The organism is Sphingomonas horti (genome assembly GCF_009753715.1).
Taxonomy (GTDB): Bacteria; Pseudomonadota; Alphaproteobacteria; order Sphingomonadales; family Sphingomonadaceae; genus Sphingomonas_B; species Sphingomonas_B horti.
The window spans coordinates 64,586-87,168 of sequence record NZ_WQMS01000013.1 but is presented as its reverse complement, the minus strand read 5'-3'; the positions used below and the strand labels follow the sequence as shown (position 1 = coordinate 87,168).

Annotated in this window: 23 protein-coding genes and 1 tRNA gene; 10 read left to right on the top strand and 14 right to left on the bottom strand. The window is 68.3% G+C overall.

Going from position 1 to position 22,583, the window contains the following annotated elements; genetic code table 11:
* The first annotated feature begins 177 nt into the window (after positions 1-177).
* Both rpsT and dnaA read left to right on the top strand, forming a co-directional pair.
* Positions 178-441: a 30S ribosomal protein S20 gene (rpsT, locus tag GON01_RS09980; RefSeq protein ID WP_157027234.1), complete on the top strand. Its 264-nt coding sequence runs from the start codon at positions 178-180 to the stop codon at positions 439-441.
* A 461-nt stretch (positions 442-902) separates the two neighbouring features.
* Positions 903-2,222, top strand: a complete 1,320-nt coding sequence (gene dnaA, locus GON01_RS09975; protein WP_332308482.1) for a chromosomal replication initiator protein DnaA — start codon at positions 903-905, stop codon at positions 2,220-2,222.
* Positions 2,223-2,311: 89 nt separating this feature from the next.
* Here dnaA and GON01_RS09970 read toward each other — a convergent pair whose 3' ends face one another.
* The 4 genes from GON01_RS09970 to secB form a co-directional block, all read right to left on the bottom strand.
* Entirely contained in the window at positions 2,312-2,965 is a 654-nt protein-coding gene (locus GON01_RS09970; RefSeq protein ID WP_157027232.1) for a DUF4136 domain-containing protein, read from the bottom strand.
* 94 nt (positions 2,966-3,059) lie between these two features.
* On the bottom strand, positions 3,060-4,067 hold the full coding sequence (trpS, locus tag GON01_RS09965; RefSeq protein ID WP_157027231.1) for a tryptophan--tRNA ligase: 1,008 nt from the start codon (positions 4,065-4,067) through the stop codon (positions 3,060-3,062).
* A gap of 8 nt (positions 4,068-4,075) precedes the next feature.
* Positions 4,076-5,662, bottom strand: coding sequence for a murein biosynthesis integral membrane protein MurJ (gene murJ / locus GON01_RS09960; protein ID WP_157027230.1), 1,587 nt, complete (start codon positions 5,660-5,662; stop codon positions 4,076-4,078).
* A 175-nt stretch (positions 5,663-5,837) separates the two neighbouring features.
* Entirely contained in the window at positions 5,838-6,344 is a 507-nt protein-coding gene (gene secB / locus GON01_RS09955) for a protein-export chaperone SecB (protein ID WP_157027229.1), read from the bottom strand.
* A 151-nt stretch (positions 6,345-6,495) separates the two neighbouring features.
* On the opposite strand from secB, the gene GON01_RS09950 reads away from it, so the two are divergent.
* The 6 genes from GON01_RS09950 to GON01_RS09925 all read left to right on the top strand — a co-directional run bounded on the left by GON01_RS09950 (position 6,496) and on the right by GON01_RS09925 (position 12,159).
* Positions 6,496-7,179, top strand: a complete 684-nt coding sequence (locus GON01_RS09950; protein ID WP_157027228.1) for a Tim44/TimA family putative adaptor protein — start codon at positions 6,496-6,498, stop codon at positions 7,177-7,179.
* Positions 7,176-8,402: a murein transglycosylase A gene (gene mltA / locus GON01_RS09945; protein ID WP_181600030.1), complete on the top strand. Its 1,227-nt coding sequence runs from the start codon at positions 7,176-7,178 to the stop codon at positions 8,400-8,402. The genes GON01_RS09950 and mltA overlap by 4 nt, the downstream gene beginning before the upstream one ends.
* Complete coding sequence (locus GON01_RS09940; RefSeq protein WP_309503432.1) at positions 8,377-8,925, top strand: Smr/MutS family protein; 549 nt, start codon at positions 8,377-8,379, stop codon at positions 8,923-8,925. Before mltA ends, GON01_RS09940 begins: the two co-directional genes overlap by 26 nt.
* Before the next feature lie 69 nt (positions 8,926-8,994).
* Positions 8,995-9,654 carry a PEPxxWA-CTERM sorting domain-containing protein gene (locus tag GON01_RS16980; protein ID WP_232328771.1) on the top strand — a complete coding sequence of 220 codons (660 nt, stop codon included), beginning with the start codon at positions 8,995-8,997 and terminating at the stop codon, positions 9,652-9,654.
* 221 nt (positions 9,655-9,875) lie between these two features.
* Positions 9,876-11,189 carry an AmpG family muropeptide MFS transporter gene (locus GON01_RS09930; protein ID WP_157027516.1) on the top strand — a complete coding sequence of 438 codons (1,314 nt, stop codon included), beginning with the start codon at positions 9,876-9,878 and terminating at the stop codon, positions 11,187-11,189.
* Between the two features lie 67 nt (positions 11,190-11,256).
* Positions 11,257-12,159: an iron-containing redox enzyme family protein gene (locus GON01_RS09925; RefSeq protein WP_181600029.1), complete on the top strand. Its 903-nt coding sequence runs from the start codon at positions 11,257-11,259 to the stop codon at positions 12,157-12,159.
* Here GON01_RS09925 and GON01_RS09920 read toward each other — a convergent pair.
* The 9 genes from GON01_RS09920 to GON01_RS09885 all read right to left on the bottom strand — a co-directional run bounded on the left by GON01_RS09920 (position 12,153) and on the right by GON01_RS09885 (position 21,035).
* Complete coding sequence (locus tag GON01_RS09920; RefSeq protein WP_181600028.1) at positions 12,153-13,418, bottom strand: bifunctional folylpolyglutamate synthase/dihydrofolate synthase; 1,266 nt, start codon at positions 13,416-13,418, stop codon at positions 12,153-12,155. The two genes, GON01_RS09925 and GON01_RS09920, sit on opposite strands and share 7 nt — an antisense overlap.
* A 6-nt stretch (positions 13,419-13,424) precedes the next feature.
* Positions 13,425-14,279, bottom strand: a complete 855-nt coding sequence (gene accD / locus GON01_RS09915) for an acetyl-CoA carboxylase, carboxyltransferase subunit beta (protein WP_157027224.1) — start codon at positions 14,277-14,279, stop codon at positions 13,425-13,427.
* The gene (gene trpA, locus GON01_RS09910) at positions 14,276-15,088 is read right to left on the bottom strand and encodes a tryptophan synthase subunit alpha (RefSeq protein ID WP_181600027.1); all 813 of its coding nucleotides are present in this window, start codon (positions 15,086-15,088) and stop codon (positions 14,276-14,278) included. The genes accD and trpA overlap by 4 nt, the downstream gene beginning before the upstream one ends.
* Entirely contained in the window at positions 15,085-16,317 is a 1,233-nt protein-coding gene (gene trpB, locus GON01_RS16680; protein ID WP_181600026.1) for a tryptophan synthase subunit beta, read from the bottom strand. Before trpB ends, trpA begins: the two co-directional genes overlap by 4 nt.
* Complete coding sequence (locus GON01_RS09905; protein WP_157027222.1) at positions 16,314-16,949, bottom strand: phosphoribosylanthranilate isomerase; 636 nt, start codon at positions 16,947-16,949, stop codon at positions 16,314-16,316. Before GON01_RS09905 ends, trpB begins: the two co-directional genes overlap by 4 nt.
* 64 nt (positions 16,950-17,013) lie before the next feature.
* Positions 17,014-17,688 (bottom strand): orotidine-5'-phosphate decarboxylase, encoded by a 675-nt coding sequence (gene pyrF, locus GON01_RS09900; protein ID WP_157027221.1) that lies wholly within the window; start codon positions 17,686-17,688, stop codon positions 17,014-17,016.
* Complete coding sequence (locus GON01_RS09895; protein ID WP_157027220.1) at positions 17,685-17,990, bottom strand: hypothetical protein; 306 nt, start codon at positions 17,988-17,990, stop codon at positions 17,685-17,687. Before GON01_RS09895 ends, pyrF begins: the two co-directional genes overlap by 4 nt.
* 33 nt (positions 17,991-18,023) lie before the next feature.
* Entirely contained in the window at positions 18,024-20,318 is a 2,295-nt protein-coding gene (locus tag GON01_RS09890; protein ID WP_157027514.1) for a patatin-like protein, read from the bottom strand.
* 24 nt (positions 20,319-20,342) lie between these two features.
* On the bottom strand, positions 20,343-21,035 hold the full coding sequence (locus tag GON01_RS09885) for an endonuclease/exonuclease/phosphatase family protein (RefSeq protein ID WP_157027219.1): 693 nt from the start codon (positions 21,033-21,035) through the stop codon (positions 20,343-20,345).
* Between the two features lie 97 nt (positions 21,036-21,132).
* Here GON01_RS09885 and GON01_RS09880 point away from each other — a divergent pair, with 97 nt between their 5' ends.
* Positions 21,133-21,357, top strand: coding sequence for a hypothetical protein (locus GON01_RS09880; protein WP_157027218.1), 225 nt, complete (start codon positions 21,133-21,135; stop codon positions 21,355-21,357).
* Positions 21,358-21,365: 8 nt separating this feature from the next.
* Here GON01_RS09880 and GON01_RS09875 read toward each other — a convergent pair.
* Positions 21,366-21,455, bottom strand: a tRNA-Ser gene (locus GON01_RS09875).
* Between the two features lie 96 nt (positions 21,456-21,551).
* Here GON01_RS09875 and GON01_RS09870 point away from each other — a divergent pair.
* Positions 21,552-22,583, top strand: coding sequence for a lytic murein transglycosylase (locus GON01_RS09870; RefSeq protein ID WP_157027217.1), 1,032 nt, complete (start codon positions 21,552-21,554; stop codon positions 22,581-22,583).

The window sequence follows — 22,583 nt, the reverse complement described above, 5'->3', positions numbered from 1 at the left end:
TTCGCGCTTCGCGCTCAGCCCCTCGACCATGCTGCGCATGGTCCCCCTCCCCGAGCAAGCTCGAGGAGGAACTGGAGTTGACCCGCAACCCGCACGTCGCTATGTGCGCCCGACGCAGGACGCGGCGGCTTCGCCGCGCCCTTTTCGTTTCAACCGGACAGTTTTTGAGGACCCTCGATGGCGAATACGCCGCAAGCCAAGAAGCGCATCCGTCGCAACACCCGCCGCGCGGAGATCAACCACGCGCGTATCGGCCGCATCCGCACTTTCGTGAAGAAGGTCGAGGCGGCGATCGAATCGGGCGACAAGGCGGCGGCGGCGGCGGCGATCGCGGCGGCTCAGCCGGAGCTGGCGCGCGGCGTCGCCAAGGGCGTGCTGCACAAGAACACCGCATCGCGCAAGTTCGCGCGGCTGACGAAGCGGGTTTCCGCGCTCGCCTGAGCCCGTTCTGAAGCGGTTTGAAGAGGCCCTCGGCGCGATCCGCCGCAGGGCCTTTTTCATTTCGGAGGCGATTGTTTCCGCCAAGTGACGAAACTTACTTGATTCGTTCCGCGCGGCTTCCGCCGTTTCTTACAATATTGCCTACTATCATGTACTTAGGTTGGCGGCCGCCGGAAATGGCGGAAACCCGAGTCAACCGGGATTATTTCCATTTCGCGACATTCCGCCGCTTGATCGACTCGCGGAACGGGCCTTACACATGCCTTCCCGGCCCACGAATCGCGGTGCCGGGATCACGTCGCGAATGAGTTCCGAAGGCCGGTTCGTACCGATTCGGCCACAGGGGAACTTGCGTCCAACGAACGCCGGCGGCCGGGGGGCTCGGACAGGCGAGGGGAGGGGCAAAAGTGGGTCCAATGTTAGTGCGTGAGAGGCTGATGGATCGGGGCGAACATGTGTCCATGGCCTGGGCGGGAATCCGCGAGGGGCTGAAGCGCGATTGCGGCGCGCGGCTGTTCGACCATTGGCTGAAGCCGATCATGCTCGCCGGCGTCAGCGACAAGGCCGATGTCGTGCGCCTGACGCTGCCGACCGAATTCCACGCGAACTGGGTGCGCGCGCATTATGCCGACCGGCTGCTGCTCGCCTGGCGCGCGGCGATGCCGACCATCCGCGAAGTGCGGATCGAGGTGGCGCCCAGCGACGTCGTCACTCGCATCTACACCGCCGACGAGGCGGAGAGCGTGCCCGCAGCGCCGCCGGCGCCGGGGTTCGACGCACGCCAGACTTTCGAGCGCTTCGTCGTCGATGACGAGAATCGGGTCGCCTGCAACGCCGCCAAGGCGCTGGCGGCGGGCGAGCTGCGCTTCTCGCCTTTGTTCATCCATTCGGCGACCGGCCAGGGCAAGACGCACCTGATGAACGCGATCGGCGCCGCCTATCGCGCACGCGTGCCGGGCGCTGCGATTCTGTTCATGTCCGCCGAGCGCTTCATGGTCGAGTTCGTCTCGGCGATGCGCGACAAGGACACGCTGGCATTCAAGCAGCGGCTGCGTTCGGCCGACCTGCTGATGATCGACGACGTCCAGTTCATCGCCGGCAAGGGCTCGACCCAGGAGGAATTCCTCCACACGCTGAACGAGCTGACCTCGAGCGGCAAGAAGGTCGTGATCAGTGCCGATCGCGCCCCGCAGGCGCTGGACGGGGTTGAGACGCGCATCCTGTCGCGCCTCGCCAGCGGCCTGGTCGTCGACATCAAGCCGGCCACCTTCGCGCTCCGCCTGAAGATCGTGAAGGCGAAGCTTGCCGGCATGAGCGACGTCCAGATGCCCGAAGCCGTCGCCGAGCTGCTCGCTGCGCGCATCCAGACCAGCGTGCGGGAACTCGAAGGCGCGCTGAACCGCTTGACCGCCTATGCGCTGCTCAACGATCGCGCGATCGACCTTGCGTTTGCGCAGGAAGTCCTCGGCGAGATGCTGAACGCGTCGACTCGCCGGATCACGATCGACGAAATCCAGCGCGCGGTTTCGGCGCACTACGGCATGCGCCAGGCTGAGATGGTCTCCGCCCGCCGTGCTCGCGCCGTCGCCCGCCCGCGCCAGATCGCGATGTACCTGGCCAAGCGCCTGACGCCGCGCTCGCTGCCGGAAATCGGCCGCCGCTTCGGCGGACGCGACCACACGACGGTGATCCACGCGGTCAAGCAGATCGAGCGCCTCCGCGGCGAGGACGCCGACCTCGACGCCGACGTGCGCAGCCTGATCCGCCAGCTGGAAGCCTAACGCTCCGTCACCCCGGCCTTGAGCCGGGGCCTACCTTTTTCGTCAAACGAACAGGTCGGTCCCGGGTCAAACCCGGGATGACGATTGCGTTACCGCCGTTTCGGCGGCGGCACCGTTATCCGGACCGTCTCGCCGCTATTGCCGGGGAAGCCGGTGAACATCGCCTCGATCAGGTTCGGAACCAGATAGGGCAGGTCGTCGCTCCGCGACAGCGCCTTCGCGGTGCCTTCGAACACGCTCTTGCCGTCGCCCGTGCGGTCGATCTCCATGTGCAGCGCGCTCTGATAGACGGTGTAGCTGCGGATTTCGGGCCCGCCGAACGGGTCGCCCCACAGCCACGGATCGTACCAGCCATAGCGCCAGCCGAACCGGCCGGCATAGGGCCGGTAGAAGCCCGGTCCGCCCCAGCCATAGCCGCCCCAGCCGGGAATCGTCTCGATCCGGTCATGGCCCTGGTCGACCTCGTAGTCGAGCAGCACGACCAGGTTCGCCCCTTGCGCGCTCGCCGCCTGCCGATAGCCATATTGCTCCAGCCGCTGCGCGACCAGCTGGGCATAGGTCTGGAACTCGATGCCGCCCTGCAGCGCCGGATTGCGCGGCTGGACGACGAACGTCTCGCCCTGGGCGGGGGGCGGCAGCGCCTGGAAGCGCGACACGCGCGCGTTGAAGCCCTGCGCGCAGGCGCCGAGCGCGATCAGCGACAGCGGCGCCGCGGCCGCCAGGATTTTCTTGAATGCCGACATGGAGATAACCTTCTCGGAACACGAGCGGAACGAAGCTTAGGCCCGTTCTCGGCCGCTGTCACTGAACCGCGGTTGAACGTGCGTTCCGAACGGCTCAGCGCTGCAGGCCAAGCGCCCTGTAGGTCTCGTCGAGCACCGGCTGCGCGAGCGTCCGCGCCTTGCCCGCGCCCTCCTCGAGGATGCGGTCGAGCTCGGCATGGTTGATCTTCAGCTCGACGAAGCGCCGCCGGATCGGTCCCAGCGTCTCGATCAGCCGGTCCGCCAGCGCCGGCTTGAACGCGCCAAAGCCCTGGCCTTCGAACGCCGCCAGCACCTGCTCCACGCTCTGGTCGGTCAGCGCGGCGTAGATCGACACCAGGTTGCGCGCTTCCGGCCGTCCTTCCAGCCCGTCGGGCGAGGCGGGCAGGGGTTCCGGATCGGTCTTCGCTTTCCGGATCTTCTGCGCGATCATGTCGTCGTCGTCGGCCAGGTTGATCCGGCTCATGTCCGACGGGTCGGACTTGGACATTTTGGCGGTGCCGTCCCGCAAGCTCATGATCCGCGCCGCCGCGGGCGGGATGATCGGGTCGGGCAGTACGAACAGCTCGGTCTCGAAATCGGTGTTGAACTTGGTCGCGATGTCGCGCGCCAGCTCCAGATGCTGCTTCTGGTCCTCGCCGACCGGCACGTGCGTGGTGCGATAGATCAGCACGTCGGCGGCCATCAGCACCGGATAGACGAACAGGCCGACGCTCGCGCCTTCGCGGTTCTTGCCGGATTTCTCCTTGAACTGGGTCATCCGGTTCATCCAGCCGATCCGCGCCGTCCCGTTCAGCAGCCAGGCGAGTTCGGCATGGGCGGGGACCCGCGCCTGATTGAACAGCACCGATTTCTGCGGGTCGATCCCCGACGCGATCAGCGCCGCCGCCATCTCGCGCGTGTTCGCCGCCAGCTCCTCCGGCCTGTTGTGGACGGTGATCGCGTGGAGGTCGGCCAGGAAGAACAAGGTGTCGCCGCCCGCGGCCGCCACTTCGTCCTGCATCCGCACCCAGTTGCGGATCGCCCCCAGATAATTGCCGAGGTGGAGATTGCCGGTCGGCTGGATGCCGGAGACGATGCGCATGTCGGTCCTTACTTCTGGGTTGCCGCGCGCCGGGTGAGGAGCGCGCGCAGGTCGCTAACGCGGAATGCGCCGGTAAGGAAGCAGGCAGCGCCATAGACGGCGGCGCCGCCGCCGGTCAGCACGATCAGCGCGATCCCGCGCCGCACGATCGAGCCGGTCAGATACGGCCAGGCGATCGGTGCCAGCACCCACAGGGCCGCGCCCATGATCAGAGCCGCGACCACCAGCCGCGGGATCCGCCGCTTCAGCCGGGCATCCGCCTTGAAATGCCCGCGCTTCCTCAGCTCATGGTAGAGCATCCAGGTGTTGAGGCACGAGGCGAGCGCGGTCGCCAGCGGCGGCCCGATATGGCCGAAGCCGAACTGTCCCAGCGTCGGGATCAGGATCAGGTTTCCGATCAGGTTGACCCCGACCGAGATCGTCGCGAACTTGACCGGTGTCTTCGTGTCTGCCCGCGCGTAGAAGCCGGGGGTCAGCACCTTCACCAGCACATAGGAGGGCAGGCCGATCGAAAAGGCGGACAGCGCCCAACCGCATTTGATCGTGTCCTCGGCCGTGAAGGCGCCATGCTCGAACAGCCCGCGCACGATCGGCTCGGCGGCGAAGATGAACGCGACGGTCGCCGGTAGCGTCAGGAACAGCGCCAGCTCGATGCCGCGGTTCTGCGTGTCCATCGCTTCGCCGTCCTTGCCGGTCGAAAGCAGGCGCGAGATCGTCGGCAGCAGGATGGTGCCAAGGCCGATGCCGATCAGCCCCAGCGGCAGCTGGTTCAGCCGGTCGGCGTAATAGATGTACGAGATCGATCCGGCATCGAGCAGGCCGCCGGCCAGCGCGGTCGAGATCGCCAGGTTGATCTGCACCGCGCCGGCGCCGGCGGCGGCGGGCAGGATCAGCTTCATCAGCTGGCGGACGTCATCGTCCAGCCGCGGCATCTTCAGCTTCAGGTTCACGCCCGCCTGCCGGCACGCCCACATCAGCCAGCCGAGCTGCATCACGCCGCCGACAGTGACGGAAATCGCCTGCGCCCGCGCCGTTTCATAGGCATTGTCGCCGTGGAAGAACCACAGGGCCGCGATCATCGCTATGTTCAGCAGGATCGGCGCCGCAGCATTGACCCAGAAGCGGTCCAGCGAGTTCAGGATTCCGCCGAGGAGCGACGCGAGCGAGATCAGCATCAGATAGGGGATGGTGATTCGCGACAGCATCACCGCGAAGGCGAATTGCTCGTCCGTCGGATTCTTGAATCCGCCGGACAGCCCCCAGGTCACCGGCCAGGCCGCGACCAGCATCAGCACTGTGAAGACCGCCAGCACCGGAAACAGCACCGCCAACGCCCGCTCGGCAAAGCGCAGGCCGGCACTCAGCTCGCCGCTCTCGCCGACCTTCCTGTTGAACATCGGGATGAAGGCGGCGGAAAAGGCCCCTTCCGCGAACAGCGCGCGGAACATGTTGGGCAGCCGGAACGCGACGAAGAAGGCGTCCGACGCGAAGCCGGCGCCGACATAGGACGCCTGCAGCGTATCGCGCACCAGCGCCAGCACGCGGCTGACCAGGGTCAGTCCGCCGACGGAGCCGAGGGATTTGACGAGGGACATTTAGGTTGAAGACCCGATGAACACGGCCACACTCACCCCGTTCGGCCTGAGCTTGTCGAAGGCCTCCCTTCTTCTTCTTCTTGCGAAGATGCAGAAAAGGGAAGGGAGGGCTTCGACAACCCCGGTTCTAGTCCGGGGCCGAACGGTGTCTGGGTTCAACCTGCAAAGACCGAAGCTAAGCCTGGCCCGCCGCTTCGCCCTGCTGCAGCGAGGCCGCCTGCTGCGCCTGCTGCATGTAGAGGCCGGCGAAGTCGATCGGCTCCAGCAGCAGCGGCGGGAAGCCGCCGTCGCGCACCGCGTCGGCCAGCACGCGCCGTGCGAACGGGAACACCAGGCGCGGCGCCTCGGCATAGCAGAAGGGCTGAATCTGCTCTTCCGGCACGTTGCGGATGCCGAACAGGCCAGCATAGGAGAGCTCCACCGCAAAGGCGACGCCCTGGTCGCCATGCGCGCGCACCTCGACCTTCAGCACGACTTCATAAACATCGTCGGCGGCCTTGTTCATGCCGATGTTGAACTGCACGTCGATCTGCGGCTGCACCTGCCACTGATAGACGGCTGGCGCGTTCGGGTTCTCGAACGACAGATCCTTCACATATTGGGAAATGATCGCGACCTGCGGCATGTTGTCCGCGCCGTTCGGAAGCGTGTCTTCGCCGTGGGCGCCGGTTTCCTCAGTCATTCGTTCGAGCCTTTTCTAGAACTGGAGTGGGACCTTGAAGCCCCTCGGTGCGCGCGGTTAGCAGCCGCCGCGATGCGCGGCAATGCTTTGGGGCGCGCGCCGGGATCGAACGTCCCGCTCCAAGCATTTGAAACGTGCAGGGCATGCGCCTATGTTGCGCCTGTTCATTGTCGGAGGTTTGGTGGTCGGGATCGTTCTGCTCGCGATGGTTGCGGCGTTTTTGGCGCTGCGGCTCTACATGGTGCTCGGCAAGCGGAGCGGCCATGAGCAGGCGCTGCCGCCCAAGCCGGCGGAGGAGCGGCTTGCGCCCGCGCCCCAGCTTCGCGCGGTCGCAGAGCCGGTGAGCGAAGCGCCGCACGCTGCCGATTCGGTCATCGACGCGGGGGCAACCAGCGGCGTCCGCGCGGTCCTGTCCGCCGATTCGAGCTTCGACGTCGCCCGTTTCCTTGACGGCGCCAAGGCCGCCTACCGGATGATCCTCGAGGCCTTCTGGAAAGGCGACGAGGAAGAGCTGTCCTGGCTGGTCAGCGCCGATGTGCGCGAGGCCTTCGCTGCCGCGATCGCGGCCCGCAGGGAAGCCGGCCACACGCTCGACAATCGCCTGGTCTCGATCGAGGGCGCGCGAATCGAGGCCGCGCGGCTGGAAGGCCGCACTGCGTTCCTCACTGTCCATTTCGTGGCGGACATCGCCGCCGTCACGCGCGATGCGGAAGGCAATGTCGTTGCCGGCACGCTGACCGACGCGGTCGCGACCAACGACAGCTGGACCTTCAGCCGGAACCTGAAGGATTCCGATCCCAACTGGCTGCTCGTCGAAACCGACGAGGCCCAGTGATCGCGCGGCGCGGGGCGGCCATCGCCGTCCTGGCTTTCGTCACAGCCTGCGTTCCCAAGCCCAAGCCGCCGGTGGCGCCGCCGCCCGCGGTGCAGCCGTCGCCGACGCCCACGCCGCCGGCCAATGCGGTCAGCGCCGGCCTGCGCCCCGGCCCCGCGTCCCTGCCGATCACGGACGAGCAGGCAGCGCGGGCGCTGACGGCGTTCCGGATCAGCTGTCCGTCGCTGCTGCGCCGCCCTGATCCGTCGGGCATCGCCGCGGACTGGCAGCCCGCCTGCGACCGCGCGCGCACCGAAACCGACGCGCGCCAGTTCTTCACATCCGCCTTCGAGGCCGCCGAAGTGGGCGAGGGGACCGCGATGGTCACCGGCTATTACGAGCCGGAGATCGCCGCCTCGCGTGAGCCGATGCCCGGCTATGTGCCGATCTACCGGCTGCCCGACGATCTGGTCGAGCAGCAGCTGCCGGTCTGCCCGCCGCAGCTCGATCCGCTGGCGCCGCCGCCCGACCCCGCGACCTGCCCGCTGCAGAAGCAGCGTGGCCGCAGCGTCGACGGCCAGTTCATGCCCTATTTCGACCGGGCCGAGATCGACGATGGCGCGCTTGCCGGCCGCGGGCTGGAAATCGCCTGGGCGGCCGATCCGGTCGCGCTCTTCTTCCTCGAGATCCAGGGCTCCGGCCGGCTGCGCTTCCCGGACGGCAGCGTGATGCGGATCGGCTATGCCGGGCAGAATGGCTGGCCCTATACCGGCATCGGCGCGCTGATGAAGCAGCGCGGCCTGCTCGGGCCCGGCGAGACCAGCATGCAGGGGATTATCGCCTGGCTCCACGCGCATCCAGAGGAGGGCAAGGCGATCATGCAGGAAAACCGCAGCTACATCTTCTTCCGCGAGCTGACCGGGCCCGGGCCGCTCGGCGCGCTCGGCGTGCCGGTCACGCCGCGCGGCACCGTGGCCGCGGATCCCAATTTCACGCCGCTGGGCGCGCCCGTCTTCCTCGATGTTGACAATGCGGAGGCGGACGGCCTGTGGGTCGCCCAGGATACCGGCGGCGCGATCAAGGGCCCTAACCGGTTCGACACCTTCTGGGGCCCCGGCGAAGATGCGGCGCGGATCGCCGGCGGCATGCTCGCCCGCGGCCATGCCTGGCTGCTGCTCCCGCTCGGCACGCTCGACCGTCTCGCCCAGGGAGGGGCCGGTGGGGGATCGCCCGTTAAGCGCTGAGGAAGCCCGCCTCTGGGCGCGCCTCGTCGCCACCGTCGAGCCGCTGGAGAAGCTGCAAAGGCCGCCGGCACATCTCAGTGCTCCGGCGAAGGCCGAAGCGTTGCGGCACGCGGACCGCAAGCCCGAAGCAGCGCTCCGGCCTGCGCCGGAGCACAAAAGGGCGACGGCACCGCCTCCCCCCAACACCCTCGACGGCAGCTGGGATCGCCGCCTCGCGCGCGGCCTCGTCTCTCCCGAGCTCGCCGTCGATCTTCACGGCCACAGCCTCGATACCGCCTATCGCACGCTGGATGCGGGGCTGGAGGCCGCGATCGCGCGCGGCGTGCGCGTCCTGCTGCTGATCACCGGCAAGCCGCGCGACCGGGCGTCGGGCCGGGGCGCGATTCGCGCGGCGGTCGGCGATTGGCTCGCCGCCTCGCGCCATGCGGCCGATATCGCCGCGGTGCGCGGCGCGCATCCCCGCCACGGCGGGCCCGGCGCGCTCTACATCGTGCTGAGACGCGACCGCACCAGGGGCCGTTAACTCTTTATTAGCCTTGTCGTTTCGCCGCGCCTGCGCCACGGATCACGGGTGTTTCGTGGGAGTAGCGTCATGTTCAGGGGTGTGATCGCAGCTGCGCTGCTGGCGGGGATTTCGGTGCCGGCGAGCGCAATGACTTATGTCGCGCAGGTGAAAGGCGTCGTCACCTCGACGTTCGATACCGGCCTGACCGATCCCGCCGCGACCTCCGCGATCAGGATCGGCGACACGATCACCGCGACCTTCACCTATATGGAAGTGGAAACCGTCGCCGAGGCGTTGGCAGCCCGGATGGGCGATATGGGCCCGAAAAAGGTCACCTATCAGCTGGCCGGCTATACCTGGACCTCGGCGGGCGATTTCGACACCGATCTTCAGCCGGTCAGCTTCGATGTCGGTCGCGATCCGGTCAGCGGCTATCACTCGACGATGGACGACGCGCGCGGCACCGGCGACCTGCAGGTCAACGGCTATGATTTCCAGATCGGCGAGTTCGGCTACGCGCCCTATTTCGGCCCGGGCTTCAAGGGCAATTTCGACGCGAGCACGCTCGCCGTGTGGGTGAACGGCCGCCAGATCGTCGCGCCGAGCCATTCGAATCCGGCGTTCACGCCGCCGTCGAACGTGACCGCACCGGTGCCGGAGCCGATGACCTGGGCGATGATGATCGCCGGCTTCGGCCTGGCCGGCACCGCGCTTCGCGCCCGCAAGCAGGTTCGGGCTCTCGCCTGAAGGGGGAGGAGCGGCGGCATCCTCGCATGCCGCCGCTCTTTTTGCTGTCCTACACGCATAAAGCTGTGCCAGCATGGGCCGATGATGTTCGCCCACTCTGCCGCCCGGCCATTCCCCTCCCGCGACGGGAGGGGGAAATTTTCGCCCATAGCCAGTGCGACCTTTTGTGACCTTTCGCCGCGCGGAGCACGTGCGTGACTGAGCAGGCAGTCGCGACCGAAATGCGCGAATCGAACTGGCTGGACGCGGTCCGTCCCTATCTGGAAAAGGCGCCGCTCGCGTCCTTCTTCCTCGGCGTCTCTTCCGGCTTTCCGTACGCGCTGATCGGGGCCACGCTGACCACGCGGCTGGCGCAGAACGGCATCGACAAAAAGGCCGTGACCGCATTCGCGCTCGTCTTCCTCGCCTACAATTTCAAATTCCTCTGGGCCTGGATCGTCGACGGGGTGCGCCTGCCGATCCTCGGCCGCCTGGGGCAGCGCGTGTCGTGGATGCTGGTCACGGGCGTGCTCGTCATCGCTGCGGTCGCGAACCTCGCCTTCGCCGATCCCGCTGCGAACATCGCCAATGTCGCGACAGCCGCGATCCTGGTCGGCATTGCGGGGGCGACCTTCGACATCGTGATCGACGGCTATCGGATCGAAATCCTTGAGCCGCGCCAGCTCGGCGTCGGCTCGGGCATGAGCCAATATGGCTGGCGGATCGGATCGGCCGGGGCGGGCGCGCTTGCCCTCGTGATCGCCGCGCGCGGCGGTTGGGAAGCCGCCTATCTGGTCTGCGCCGCGCTCGCGCTTCCCGCGATGACCACCGCGCTCGTGGTCGGAGAACCCGCCCGTCATCGTGAGCCGAAACGGCGCGCCGGCCTGTCGCGCGCGGCGGAAGCGGTCTGGCGCCCCTTCGTGGAGTTCCTGACCCGGCGGGGCGCCGTCATCATCCTACTGTTCATCCTGGTCCACAAGATCGGCGACACGCTGGGACAGCTGACCGTCCGCCTGCTGTTCGACGATCTCGGCTTCACCAATGACGAGATTGCGATCTTCGACGTCGGCGTCGGCTTCTGGGCCTATCTGATCGGCATCTTCGTCGGCGGCGTCATCTATGCGCGGATGGGCCTGAAGCGCTCGGTGATGGTCAGCCTGGTCCTGATGGCGGTCTCCAATTTCAGCTTCGCGCTGCTCGCCGCGGCCGGGCACAGCAATGCCGGCATGGCGGGCGCGATCGGCTTCGAGAATTTCGCCAGCGGCATCGGCGGCGTCACTGTCGTCGCCTATTTCTCGGCGTTGACGGACCTGCGCTTCACCGCCGCCCAATATGCGCTGATCTCGGCTGCCGCGAGCATCGTCGGGCGCTTCGTCACCGGCACGTCGGCGGGCGCGCTGGTCGAGGCGATGGGCTATGTGAATTTCTATCTGCTGACCACGGTCGCGGCGCTGCCGGGCATCCTCCTTTTCTGGTGGATGATCCGATCGGGGCTCGTCGACGCCTCGATCGGCAGCGCGGGGCGCGAGCCTGCCTCGCCGGAGCAGAGCGAATAAAGGGAACCCGAGACGTTGCCGCTTCGTTCTTCAGAAACACACGCCCCGTTTCTGGAGCATTTCTCAAGTGGCAACCAAACTCGTCGCGGCCGCGTCGCCGCAATTCCTCAATAATGCTTTTCAGCGCACCCTTGCGCATTGGAACCGCGAGCGTCTCGCGCCCGCATTTCCCGACACGGATTGGCGCGGCGACTTCGACCGGAACATGCAGATGCTTCGGCTCGAAGGCGCGTTTCTTGACGAGCTCCGGGCCGAGGTCGCCGGCGACTTGGCCGGCGTGCCCGAGGAGCCCGATGCCTTCGTCGCCTGGTTCGAGGCGCTGAACGACAGCGGCCCGGGCCAGAACCATCCGCTTTTCGCCTGGCTCGCCGAGACCGCTACCGAAGGGCAGATGCGCTGGTTCCTGACCCAGGAAGCCGCCGGGGAGGCCGGTTTCGACGACCTGGTTGCCCTGACCCAGGTCAAGCTGCCGCTCGGCCCGAAGCTTGAGCTGGCCGGCAACTACTGGGACGAAATGGGCCGCGGCCAGCATCGCGGCATCCACACTTTGCTGCTTCGCGAGTTGATCGCCAACATGGGCATCGCGCCCGAGATCGACACGACCGTCTGGGAAAGCCTGGCGCTCGCGAACGCGATGACCGCCATGGCGACCACGCGCCGCTATGCCTGGCTGTCGGTCGGCGCGCTCGGCGTGGTGGAGCTGACGGCGCCGTGGCGCTGCGTCCATGTCGCCGCCGGCCTGAAGCGCCTCGGCTTTGGCCAGCGCGACCGACTCTATTACGACCTCCACAGCCATCTCGACGTGAAGCACAGCGAGACCTGGAACGAGAACGCCCTGAAGCCGCTGGTCGCGGAAGACCCGCGCCGCGCCCGCTTCATCGCCGAAGGCGCCCTGGTCCGCATGCGCTGCGCGGAACGCTGCTTCGACCGCTATGCCGAGCTGCTGGAGGGCGGGGCGGAGCTCTACTGAGGCGCCTCGCCGTTCAGCGCCAGCACGGTGCCGGCCAGATACAGCGAGCCGGCGATCAGCACCGGCTCGCCCAGCGCTTCGAGCGCGCAGGATATGTCGGTGCAGGCGCGAGCCTCCAGGCCGAGCGCGTGCGCCAGCCGGACAAGGTCCTCCGGCGCATGATGCTCATGGTTGGCCACCGGCACCGCGCTCACCGAGCGCACCACCGGCGCGAGCAGCCGGAGGAAGGCGCCGGCGTCCTTGTTGGCCAGCATGCCCAGGATCAGATGCGGCTCCGGCCGGTCGCGCAACGCCTCCGCCAGCGCCTCGCCGGCCGACTCATTGTGGCCGCCGTCCAGCCAAACCTCGCGCTCGCCGACCAGCGGACCGCGCGCGAGCCGTTGCAGCCGCGCCGGCCAACGGGCATCCCGCACCCCAGCGGCCAGCGCCCGGTCCGGTACCGTGATCGCATCCTGGTGCCGCAGCATCGCCACCGCCAGTCCGGCATTCAGCCACTGGTGCGCGCCGGGCAGGGCAGGGGCAGGCAGCGCGACCGCGCCGAACCGGTCGCGATAGGTCCCGTCCTCGACCGACCACGCCTCGCCTTGCTTCAGCCGGACCGCGCCGGTCGCCGCAACGACAGCCTCGATGCTCTCTTCCGCGGCTTGCGGATAGGCAAGCGTCACCAGCGGCACGCCGGCGCGCGCGATGCCCGCCTTCTCGCCCGCGATCTGCCCGAGCCGGTCGCCAAGGAACGCCTGATGGTCGATGCCGAGCGCGGCGATCCCGCATGCGGCCGGCTTCGGGATCACGTTGGTCGCATCCAGTCGCCCGCCAAGCCCGACCTCGATGATGCAGGCATCCGCGGGCGTCCGCGCGAAAGCCAGGAACGCCGCCGCCGTCGTCACTTCGAAGAAGCTGGCGCCGAGATCGCCCGCCGCGTCCAGCGCTTCCTCCAGCAACCCGGCCAGCGCCGCATCGCCGATCAGCTTGCCCGCGACCCGGATACGCTCGTTGAACCGCACCAGGTGCGGGCTGGTATAGACATGCGTGACCAGCCCCGCCGCCTCGATCGCGGCGCGCAGGAAGGCGCAGGTCGATCCCTTGCCGTTGGTGCCTGCCACATGCAGCACCGGCGGCAGCCGCCGCTCCGGATTGCGGAGCCGGCCGAGCAGCGCCGTGATCCGCTCCAGCCCCAGAATGTCGCGCCCGGGCGACAGCGCCGCCAGCCGGTCGAGCTGGCGCTGCACGGCGGGATCGGACGAGCGCGCGAAGTCCACCTGGGTTCAGGCCGCCACCTGCTCCGGCATCAGGAAGCCGATCACCCGGCCCAGCGTCTCGCGCAGCTCGCGGCGGGGGACGACCATGTCGAGCATGCCGTGGTCCAGCAGATACTCGGCACGCTGGAAGCCTTCGGGCAGTTTCTCGCGGATGGTCTGCTCGATCACACGCTGGCCGGCGAACCCGATCAGCGCGCCCGGCTCGGCGATCTGGATGTCGCCCAGCATCGCATAGCTCGCCGTCACGCCGCCGGTGGTCGGGTCGGTCAGCACGACGATATAGGGCAGCCCCGCTTCCTTCAGCTCGGCGATCGCGGCAGTCGAGCGCGGCATCTGCATCAGCGACAATATGCCTTCCTGCATCCGCGCGCCGCCGGCCGCGGTGAAGATGACATAGGGCAGGTGCGCGTCGATGGCGGCGCGGATGCCGGCGACGAACGCCTCGCCCACGCCCACGCCCATCGACCCGCCCATGAAAGCGAAATCCTGCACGCCGGCGACCACCGGATGCCCGACGATCGTCCCGCGCGCGTTCAGCAGCGCATCGGGCTCGCCGGTCGCGCCGCGCGCCGCCTTGATCCGGTCGGTATACTTCTTTGTGTCGCGGAACCTCAGCGGGTCCTCCGGCACGCGCGGTGCCGTCAGCAGCGTGTACTCGCCACCGTCGAAAATCTGGGCGAAGCGCTTCTTCGCGCCGATGCGGCCGTGATGGTCACAATTCGGGCAGACCGACAGATTCTCCTCATACTCCTTGGTGAAGATCATCTGCCCGCAGCTCGGGCATTTGTGCCAGAGATTCTCGGCGGTCTCCTTCTGGGTGACCGACGCGATCGCGTTGCGGACGCGGGTGAGCCAACTCATGCGGCATGCTCCTGACGGGCGCAGGCCTGGGCCAGCGCGGAAACGAATGAACGGACGGCCGCGGGGGCGTTCTCCCCTTCGCTGCCGACCAGGTCGACGATCGCCGAGCCGACGACGACGCCGTCGGCGACGCGGCCGATCGCTGCTGCCTGTTCCGGGCTGCGGATGCCGAAGCCGACGGCGATCGGCAGATCGGTCGCGGCGCGCAGCCGGGCGACGGCCGACTCGATCGAGTGCTGGGCCGCCTGCTGCAGCCCGGTGATCCCGGCGACCGAGACATAATAGAGAAATCCCGAGGCGCCTCTGAGCACCGCCGGCAGCCGCGCCGCGTCGCTGGTAGGCGTGGCCAGCCGGATCGGATGCAGCCGGGCTGCGCGCAGCGCCGGCCCCAGCGCCTCATCCTCCTCGGGCGGAATATCGACGCAGATCACGCCGTCCGCTCCCGCCGCTGCGGCTTCCCGGGCGAACCAGCCGGCGCCGCGCGCCAGCATCGGATTGGCATAGCCCATCAGCACCAGCGGCGTGTCGGGATGCCGATCCCGAAAGCCTCGCACGATATCGAGCAGGTCGCGCGTTGTCGTCCCAGCGCCGAGCGCCCGCAGGTTGGCGCGCTGGATGGCCGGGCCATCCGCCATCGGGTCGGTGAACGGCATGCCGAGCTCGATGATGTCTGCGCCGCCCTCGACCAGCGCATCCAGTATCGCGCCGGTCCCGCCCGGAGACGGATCGCCGCCGGTCACGAACGTCACCAGCGCCGCGCGTCCGTCGGCGCGGCAGGCGGCGAATCGGGCGGAAAGGCGATCGCTCACAGCGCCACGCCGAGCGCGTCGGCGACGGTGAAGATGTCCTTGTCGCCGCGCCCGCACAGATTGGCGAGGATGATCCGGTCCTGCTCCATTTCCCTGGACTTGCGCGTCGCCGCTGCGAGTGCGTGAGACGGCTCGAGCGCGGGGATGATGCCTTCGGTGCGGCACAGCAGCTGGAACGCGTCCAGCGCCTCGCGATCGGTCGCGCTCTCGTACCGGACGCGCCCGATCTCGTGCAGCCAGCTATGCTCCGGCCCGATACCCGGATAGTCGAGCCCGGCTGAGATCGAATGGGCCTCGGAAATCTGCCCATCCTCGTCCTGAAGCAGGTACGTCCTGTTGCCGTGGAGCACACCGGGGCGCCCGCCCGCCAGGCTCGCTGCATGCTGGTCGGTATCGAGCCCGTGGCCGGCGGCTTCCACACCCAGCATCGCCACCTCAGTGTCGTCCAGGAACGGGTGGAACAGCCCGATCGCATTGGACCCGCCGCCGATCGCCGCGACCAGCAGGTCGGGCAGCCGGCCCTCGCGCTCCAGCATCTGCGTGCGCGCCTCGCGGCCGATCACGGATTGGAAGTCGCGCACCAGCTCCGGATACGGGTGGGGGCCCGCCGCCGTGCCGATGATGTAGAAGGTATCGTCGACGTTCGCGACCCAGTCGCGCAGCGCCTCGTTCATTGCATCCTTGAGCGTCTTGGCGCCGCTTTCCACCGGGCGCACTTCCGCGCCCAGCAGCTTCATCCGGAACACGTTGGGCGACTGCCGCTCGACGTCGCGTGCGCCCATGTAGATCGTGCAGGGCAGGCCGAAGCGCGCCGCCACCGTCGCGGTCGCGACGCCGTGCTGGCCCGCGCCGGTCTCGGCGATGATCCGCGTCTTGCCCATCCGGATCGCGAGCAGGATCTGACCGATGCAATTGTTGATCTTGTGCGCGCCGGTATGGTTCAGCTCGTCGCGCTTGAAATAGACTTTCGGCCCCATCCCAGCCGGCGCGCTGTCGCGCAGCGCCTCTGTCAGCCGCTCGGCGAAGTAGAGCGGGCTCGGCCGCCCGACATAGTGCTCCAGCAGGTCGTCGAACTGGGCCTGGAACGCCGGATCGGCCTTGGCCGCGCGATAGGCGCGCTCCAGCTCCAGGATCAGCGGCATCAGCGTCTCGGCGACGTAGCGGCCGCCGAATTGGCCGAAATGCCCGCGCTCGTCGGGCTGGGTGCGAAGCGAGTTGGCGAGGGTCATGACCGCGCGACCGCTTGGAGGAAGGCGGCGATCTTGTCCACATCCTTCACCCCCGGCGCACTCTCGACGCCCGACGACACGTCGACCATCCGCGCGCCGGTCACCCCGATCGCGTCGGCGACGTTCCCGGGGGAGAGCCCTCCGGACAGCGCCCAGGGCAGCGGGTGCGAGAAGCCATCGAGCAGCTTCCAGTCGAAGCGCAGGCCCATACCGCCGGGCAGCGCGCCCGCGGGAGTCCTGGCGTCATAGACCAGGCGCTGCGCGATGCCTTTCCACCCTCGCCCCTGGTCAAGATCGGCCCGCGTCCTGATGGCGATCGCGATCCATAGCGGCAGTCGGAAACGGGCAGCGATCGCCGCAGCGCGCTCTCCGCGCACCTTGTGCAGCTGCAGCGCATCGAGTCGTCCGGTCTCGATCGCCTTGGCCAGCAGCGCGTCGTCCGGATCGACGAACACGCCAACACGTCCGACCCGCGCAGGCACGCATGCGGCCAGCCCTGCGGCGAGGTCAAAGGTCAGGTGCCGGGGGCTCTGCGGGAAGAACACGAACCCGACATGGCTCGCGCCGCCCGCGATCGCCGCGTCGAGCGTCTCGGGCGTGGACAGGCCGCAGATCTTGGTGGCGACTCGCAACTTCAACTCCGTGATCCGCCCGGAATGCGGGCGCTCCGCTTTTGCGGGACCGACGCAAAGCCCCCTAAAGCGTCGCCTCGATCGCCCGCGCGGCTTCGTCAGGATCGGCGGCCGCGGTGATCGGCCGTCCGACCACCAGGATCGACGCGCCGTCGTTCAGTGCCTGGCGCGGCGTCACGACGCGCTTCTGGTCACCGGCCTCGCCGTCCGCCGGCCGCACGCCAGGCACTACGAAGAACCCGCCGGGCCACAGCTTCTTCGCTGCCTTCACCTCGGCGCCGGAGCACACGACACCATCCAGCCCGGCTTCGCGCGCGAGTGCCGTCAGCCGCTCGACCTGCGCGTGCGGATCGCCGGCCAGCCCGATCGACGACAGGTCGCTGCCGTCAAGGCTCGTCAGCACTGTCACAGCGACCACCTTGGTGCCGGACGGGGCCGCGGCCTTCGCGTCCTCCATCATCGCCCGGCCGCCGGCGGCGTGGACGGTCAGCACGGCAGGCTCCAGATCGCGCAGCGCCTGCACAGCCTTGCCGACCGTGTTCGGGATGTCGTGCAGCTTCAGGTCCAGGAAGATCGGCAAGCCCAACTGCGCCATTTCCTTGACGCCGGAGCGGCCATTCGCAGCGAAGAATTCCAACCCCAGCTTGATGCCACCGACATGGTGGCGGACCTTCCCGGCAATGGTCTTCGCGCGTTCCAGGTCGGGCGTGTCGAGCGCGACGAAAATCGGTCCGCTCATGCGCCGCCCGGCGGCATCGTCGTGATCGGGCCCGGCGGCAGCGGCTCGACGCTCGGCTGCACGGCCGCGACGTTCCCGGCTTCGCTCATCATCCGCCGTCGCAACCGGTAGCGGGTCGCCTGCCACAGCAGCAGCGGCGGGATCAGGCCGAGCAGGAAGAACACGGCGAGCAGCAGCGGCAGCTTGGTTTCCAGGATCAGCCCGTTCCACAGGTTCACGTCGACAACCGTCCAATTGTTGAAGCAGAACAGCGCGACGATCACCGCCACCACGATCCAGAAAAGTGTCTTCAGGAACGACATGCCGCGAACCTTAGGGCGTAGATTAGCGCAAGGCTAGCCGATCTCCGCCCGAAGCTTCTCGAACAGGCCGGGCACCGCCGTCAGGCGCGGCTCCTCTTCGGCGAGGATCGCGCGGAACAGGGCATGCTTCAGGTCCGCGGCGACACCAGGCGGCAGCGTCCGGTGCGCCGGCAGGGTCGACAGCACGATGTCGACCAGTCGGTCGGCGCCATGGAGGCGCCCCCACAGATAGTCATTCTCCCGGTATCCCCTGCTGAAGAATGCCCCGAAGCTGTTGAATCTGATGCCCTTCAGCGTCGCCTCGGCACCGCCTTCGCGGATCGCGGTCGCGTCATCGGGTGAAATGCGGTCGACCTTTACCGGATCGAATTCGCCATCGCCTTCGGGCCCGGTCAGCGACAGCGTGGCGAGGTCGTAAAAGGCGAAACCCAGATAAGCGAACAGCAGGTCGCGTCGCTCGACCCGGGGCAGCTCGGCCAGCGCATCTGCCAGCATCCGGTCCGCTTCCTCGTCGATTCGCCGCAGGTCCCGCGCGGCGCCGATCGCGTCGATCGCTGCGCCCGCCTCCTCGACCACCGCGCAGGCGAGGGCGGCAACCACCCCGTCGAAATAGCCCGCCATCTCGCGCTCCAGATACAGCGCCAGGATCGCATAGATGCAGCGCTCGAACGCTTCGCAGGCGGGCGCGAGCTCGTCATTGGCTTCCTGGATCGCCGCCAGACGCTGGGCGAGGAAGCGCATGCGCCGGATGCGGAAGCCCAGGTCATGCTCGCGAAAGAAGCTGATCACCGCCGCGGTCGCCCCGCCGCCGGCCGCTCTCACCCGGTCGAGCCCGCGGCGCTGCAGCTCCGCCCAGATCGCCTCGCGGCTCTGGGTACGGGTCGGCCCGATGCCGCGCGGCGTCATGCGGCGAACCAGGCCGGCAAGCTCCTCGACCACGCCGGAGAGCTTCAGATGCCCGTATGCGGCATAGGCGGGGCCGGAACGCCGCGCGGCTTCAGTCTGGGCCTTCGCCCGCCACGCCGCGATTCGCGCCGGGGTCGGGCTGTCGAGGAAGAAAGTACCGCCGAACAGCTGGACGATCGCTTCCTCCACCTCGTCCTTCAGCGCGTCGATCACGCGCCGCATGCGCGCGATTCGCTCCGATCGACCCTGCAGCGCCTCCAGATTGTCGCGGATCGGCTGCTCGCGCGGGATCTCGGTCAATGCGCCGAGGATCGCCTGGAAAAAGCCGGGCGTCTCGGTCCCGCTGGCGCCGCCGAGGCGGATGCTGCGGATGCCGGGCTTGGGATCGATATAGACGAAGCGCCGGTCGATCTCGCGGCGCGCAGACCGGTTCTTCAGCGCGTCCATCGCCGGACGGAACGGCGCGTTCGACAGCACCGATCCATCGATCAGCGCCGCCGTGTCGGCCATCCCCGCGGCCATGTGGCGGGGGAGGGCGCGGGCGAGGAATTTGTCGCGCCCGGGCCACTCGACCGCACGCGCGGCGAGCACCGCGTCAAGCTCGCGCACCGTGAAGGGCGGGAATGCGCCCGGAAAGCTCGCCGTCGCGCGCGCGGCAAAGGCCAGCTCCGCGGCCGCCCCGAGCGCCCGCTCCGGGCCCCCGCGATCGCCGAAACTGATCGTCAGTCTGTGTTCGGTTTCAACGACTTCTGACGGACTGTTGAGGCGAAGCCTCTCCGGGTGACCGCGAAAATCCGTGACCGTGACGTAGAGGTCGAGCGGCTGCTCGTCGGGCAGGAGCGGCGGCCCGGCCTCGCTCGCCGCCATCGCGTCCAGCGCGTCCAGCAGCAGGCCCGTGAACACCTCGCCGCCGAACGGCGGTTCGAACCAGCGCGCGCGCACGAAGCTGGACAGTTTGCGGCGCACTTCGGCGCGCGTTTCCGGGTCGACGCTCTCGATCGCCTCGCCGCCGCGATCGGCCAGCATGGCGAGGGGAATGGCCCACAGCTTGGACAGCCGCGTCGCGCGCGCTTCGGGGTCGATCAGCCGCTCGACGTCGGCGGCTTCGAGCCACAGGTCGGTCAGCGGGTCGAGCGACTGACCGGTGGCGATCGCCTGCGCCAGGAAAATGCCGTTGATGCCGCCCGCGCTGGCTCCCGCGACGATGTCGGAAAAGACCGTCAGCCGGATTCCCGCATGCGCCTCGATGCGCTCCAGCAGCCGGCGATAGACCGCCTGGCTGCCCATACAGGGCTCGCCGTCCTGAAAGGCGCGGCTGGCGCGGGCCAGGCGCCACACCTCCTTGGTGATCCCGTGCATATAGACGGCGAGGCTGATTCCGCCGTAGCAGACCAGCGCCAGCCGCAGTTCCTTTTCCCGCATCGGCATGAACGTGGACGAGAACTTTCAGCCTGTCGAGGCGAAGTCGGCCCAGATCGGCAGATGGTCCGAGGCCTTGCGCGCCATCGGCGAGCAATGGACGCCGCAATCGGCCAGCTCGAGCCCGCGGAACATGATCCGGTCGAGTGCCGCCACCGGCCGTCGCGCGTGAAAGCTGCGGCCGGTCGGCGCGAAGGCGAAGTGATGGCTGAAATCGCGCAGGCACCCGCCGCCCGCGGTCCATTCGTTCAGGTCGCCCATCATCACGGTGGGCAGCGGCTCGCCCTGGTCGACGCGATGCAGGATCGCGCGGCTCTGCCGCCGCCGCCACAGCCCGGACAGATCGAGGTGCATGCCGACGATGCGCAGCGCGTCGCCGCCGACGCGCACTTCGCTCAGCACCGCGCCGCGCGGTTCCAGCGCCGGGATGTGGAGCGCCTCGCAGGCCGTGATCTCGACGTCGTCGCGCACCAGGATCGCATTGCCGTGCCAGCCGATCCCGCCGGTGCGGTGGGGCAGGGGCACCGGGCGATAGCGGCTGTGCTCCTCCAGCAAATGCGCGGGAAGCGCGCTGAGCCGCTCGCCGAAGCGCCGGTCGGCTTCCTGCAACGCGATCACATGCGCGTCGATCTCGCAGAGCACATCGATCACCCGCTCCGGATTGCGCCGCCGGTCGGTCCCGATCGCCTTGCGCATATTGTAGCTCGCAACCCGGATCATGAAGTCTCAACTATGCAGACGCCGATCGGGTCGCAACCGCAGGCGCGGGATCGCAATCGCTCGTTCGATCGTTTGACGCGAATCGGAGGTAACCACCGTGTTCGGCTCTCCCTTCGCGCCTTTCCTGCTGATCGCGCTCGTCGCGCTGATCCTGATCGTCGCGCTGCTCTATGCGCGCAACCGGGGCTGGGTCGGCGGCAAGCCTGCCGGCGCGATCGCCGTGCTGATCGTCATCGTCACCGCGTCGTCCACGATCATCATGCCGGCGCTGCCGACGATCGACAACAAGCTGGGTGACGGCATCCCGCTCGACAATCACTAGGCACCGGTTGGCGGACAGGGTGGGATTCGAACCCACGGTGGGCGTGAACCCACGGCGGTTTTCAAGACCGCTGCCTTAAACCACTCGGCCACCTGTCCGGAGCCGCCGCTTATCGCCGGATCGAGCGCGCGCGCAAGAAAAGCCTGTTGCATGCCCGGCCCGCTCTGGCGATTAAGGGGCGAGAGGGGACGGCGATGCGTAAATTTTTTGCCGCTGCCGCTCTGGCGTTGAGTTTGAGCGCGCCGGCTGCGGCCCAGGACGAAGCGGGTTTTCAGGCCTTCCTGGCCCAGATACGAACGCAGGCGCTCGCGCAGGGCGTCTCCGCCCGCACGCTCGACAGCGTGCTGCCGACGCTGACGTTCAATCCGCGCGTGATCGAGCTCGACCGCTCCCAGCCCGGCGGCAATCCCAATGCCCCGCCGAGTGCGATCCCGGCCTTCGCGCCCTACCGCATCAAGCATGTCGACCAGGCCCGCATCTCGCGCGGGCGCGCCAAATACCAGGCGCTCAGGCCGCTGCTGACCCGGGTCGAGGCGGAGACGGGTGTTCCTGAATCGATCATGGTCGCGATCTGGGGGCACGAGACCAATTACGGCGGCTACACCGGCAATTTCGACCTGCCGCGCTCGCTCGCCAGCCTCGCCTATGACGGCCGCCGCCGCGCGCTGTTCACGCAGGAGCTGATCGACACGTTCAAGCTGATCGACCGCGGCATCCCGCGGGAAAAGCTGAAAGGAAGCTGGGCCGGCGCAACGGGCGATCCGCAATTCCTGCCGAGCGTCTATCTCCGCCTTGCCCGCGATGGCGACGGCGACGGCAAGGCGGACATCTGGTCGTCGGAGCCGGACGCGCTCGCGTCGATCGCCAATTACTTCGTCAACGCCGGCTGGCGGCCGGGCCGGCCCTGGGGCGTACCGGTGAGCGTACCGCCCTATCTGGATCGGAAAGCGATCGAGGGGAAGGTCGTCTCGCCCCGTTGCCCGCGCGTGCATGACCGGCACAGCCGCTGGCTCACGGTCGCCGAATGGCGCCGGCGCGGCGTCGTCCAGACCGGCGGTCCGCCGCTGCGCGACAACGAGCTGGTGACGCTGCTGGAGCCGGACGGCCCGGGCGAGACCGCCTATCTGCTGACAGGCAATTACCGCGTCATCCTCGATTATAACTGCTCCAATTTCTACGCGCTTTCGGTAGGGCTGCTGGCCGATGCCGTCGCGCAAGCTTCGTGA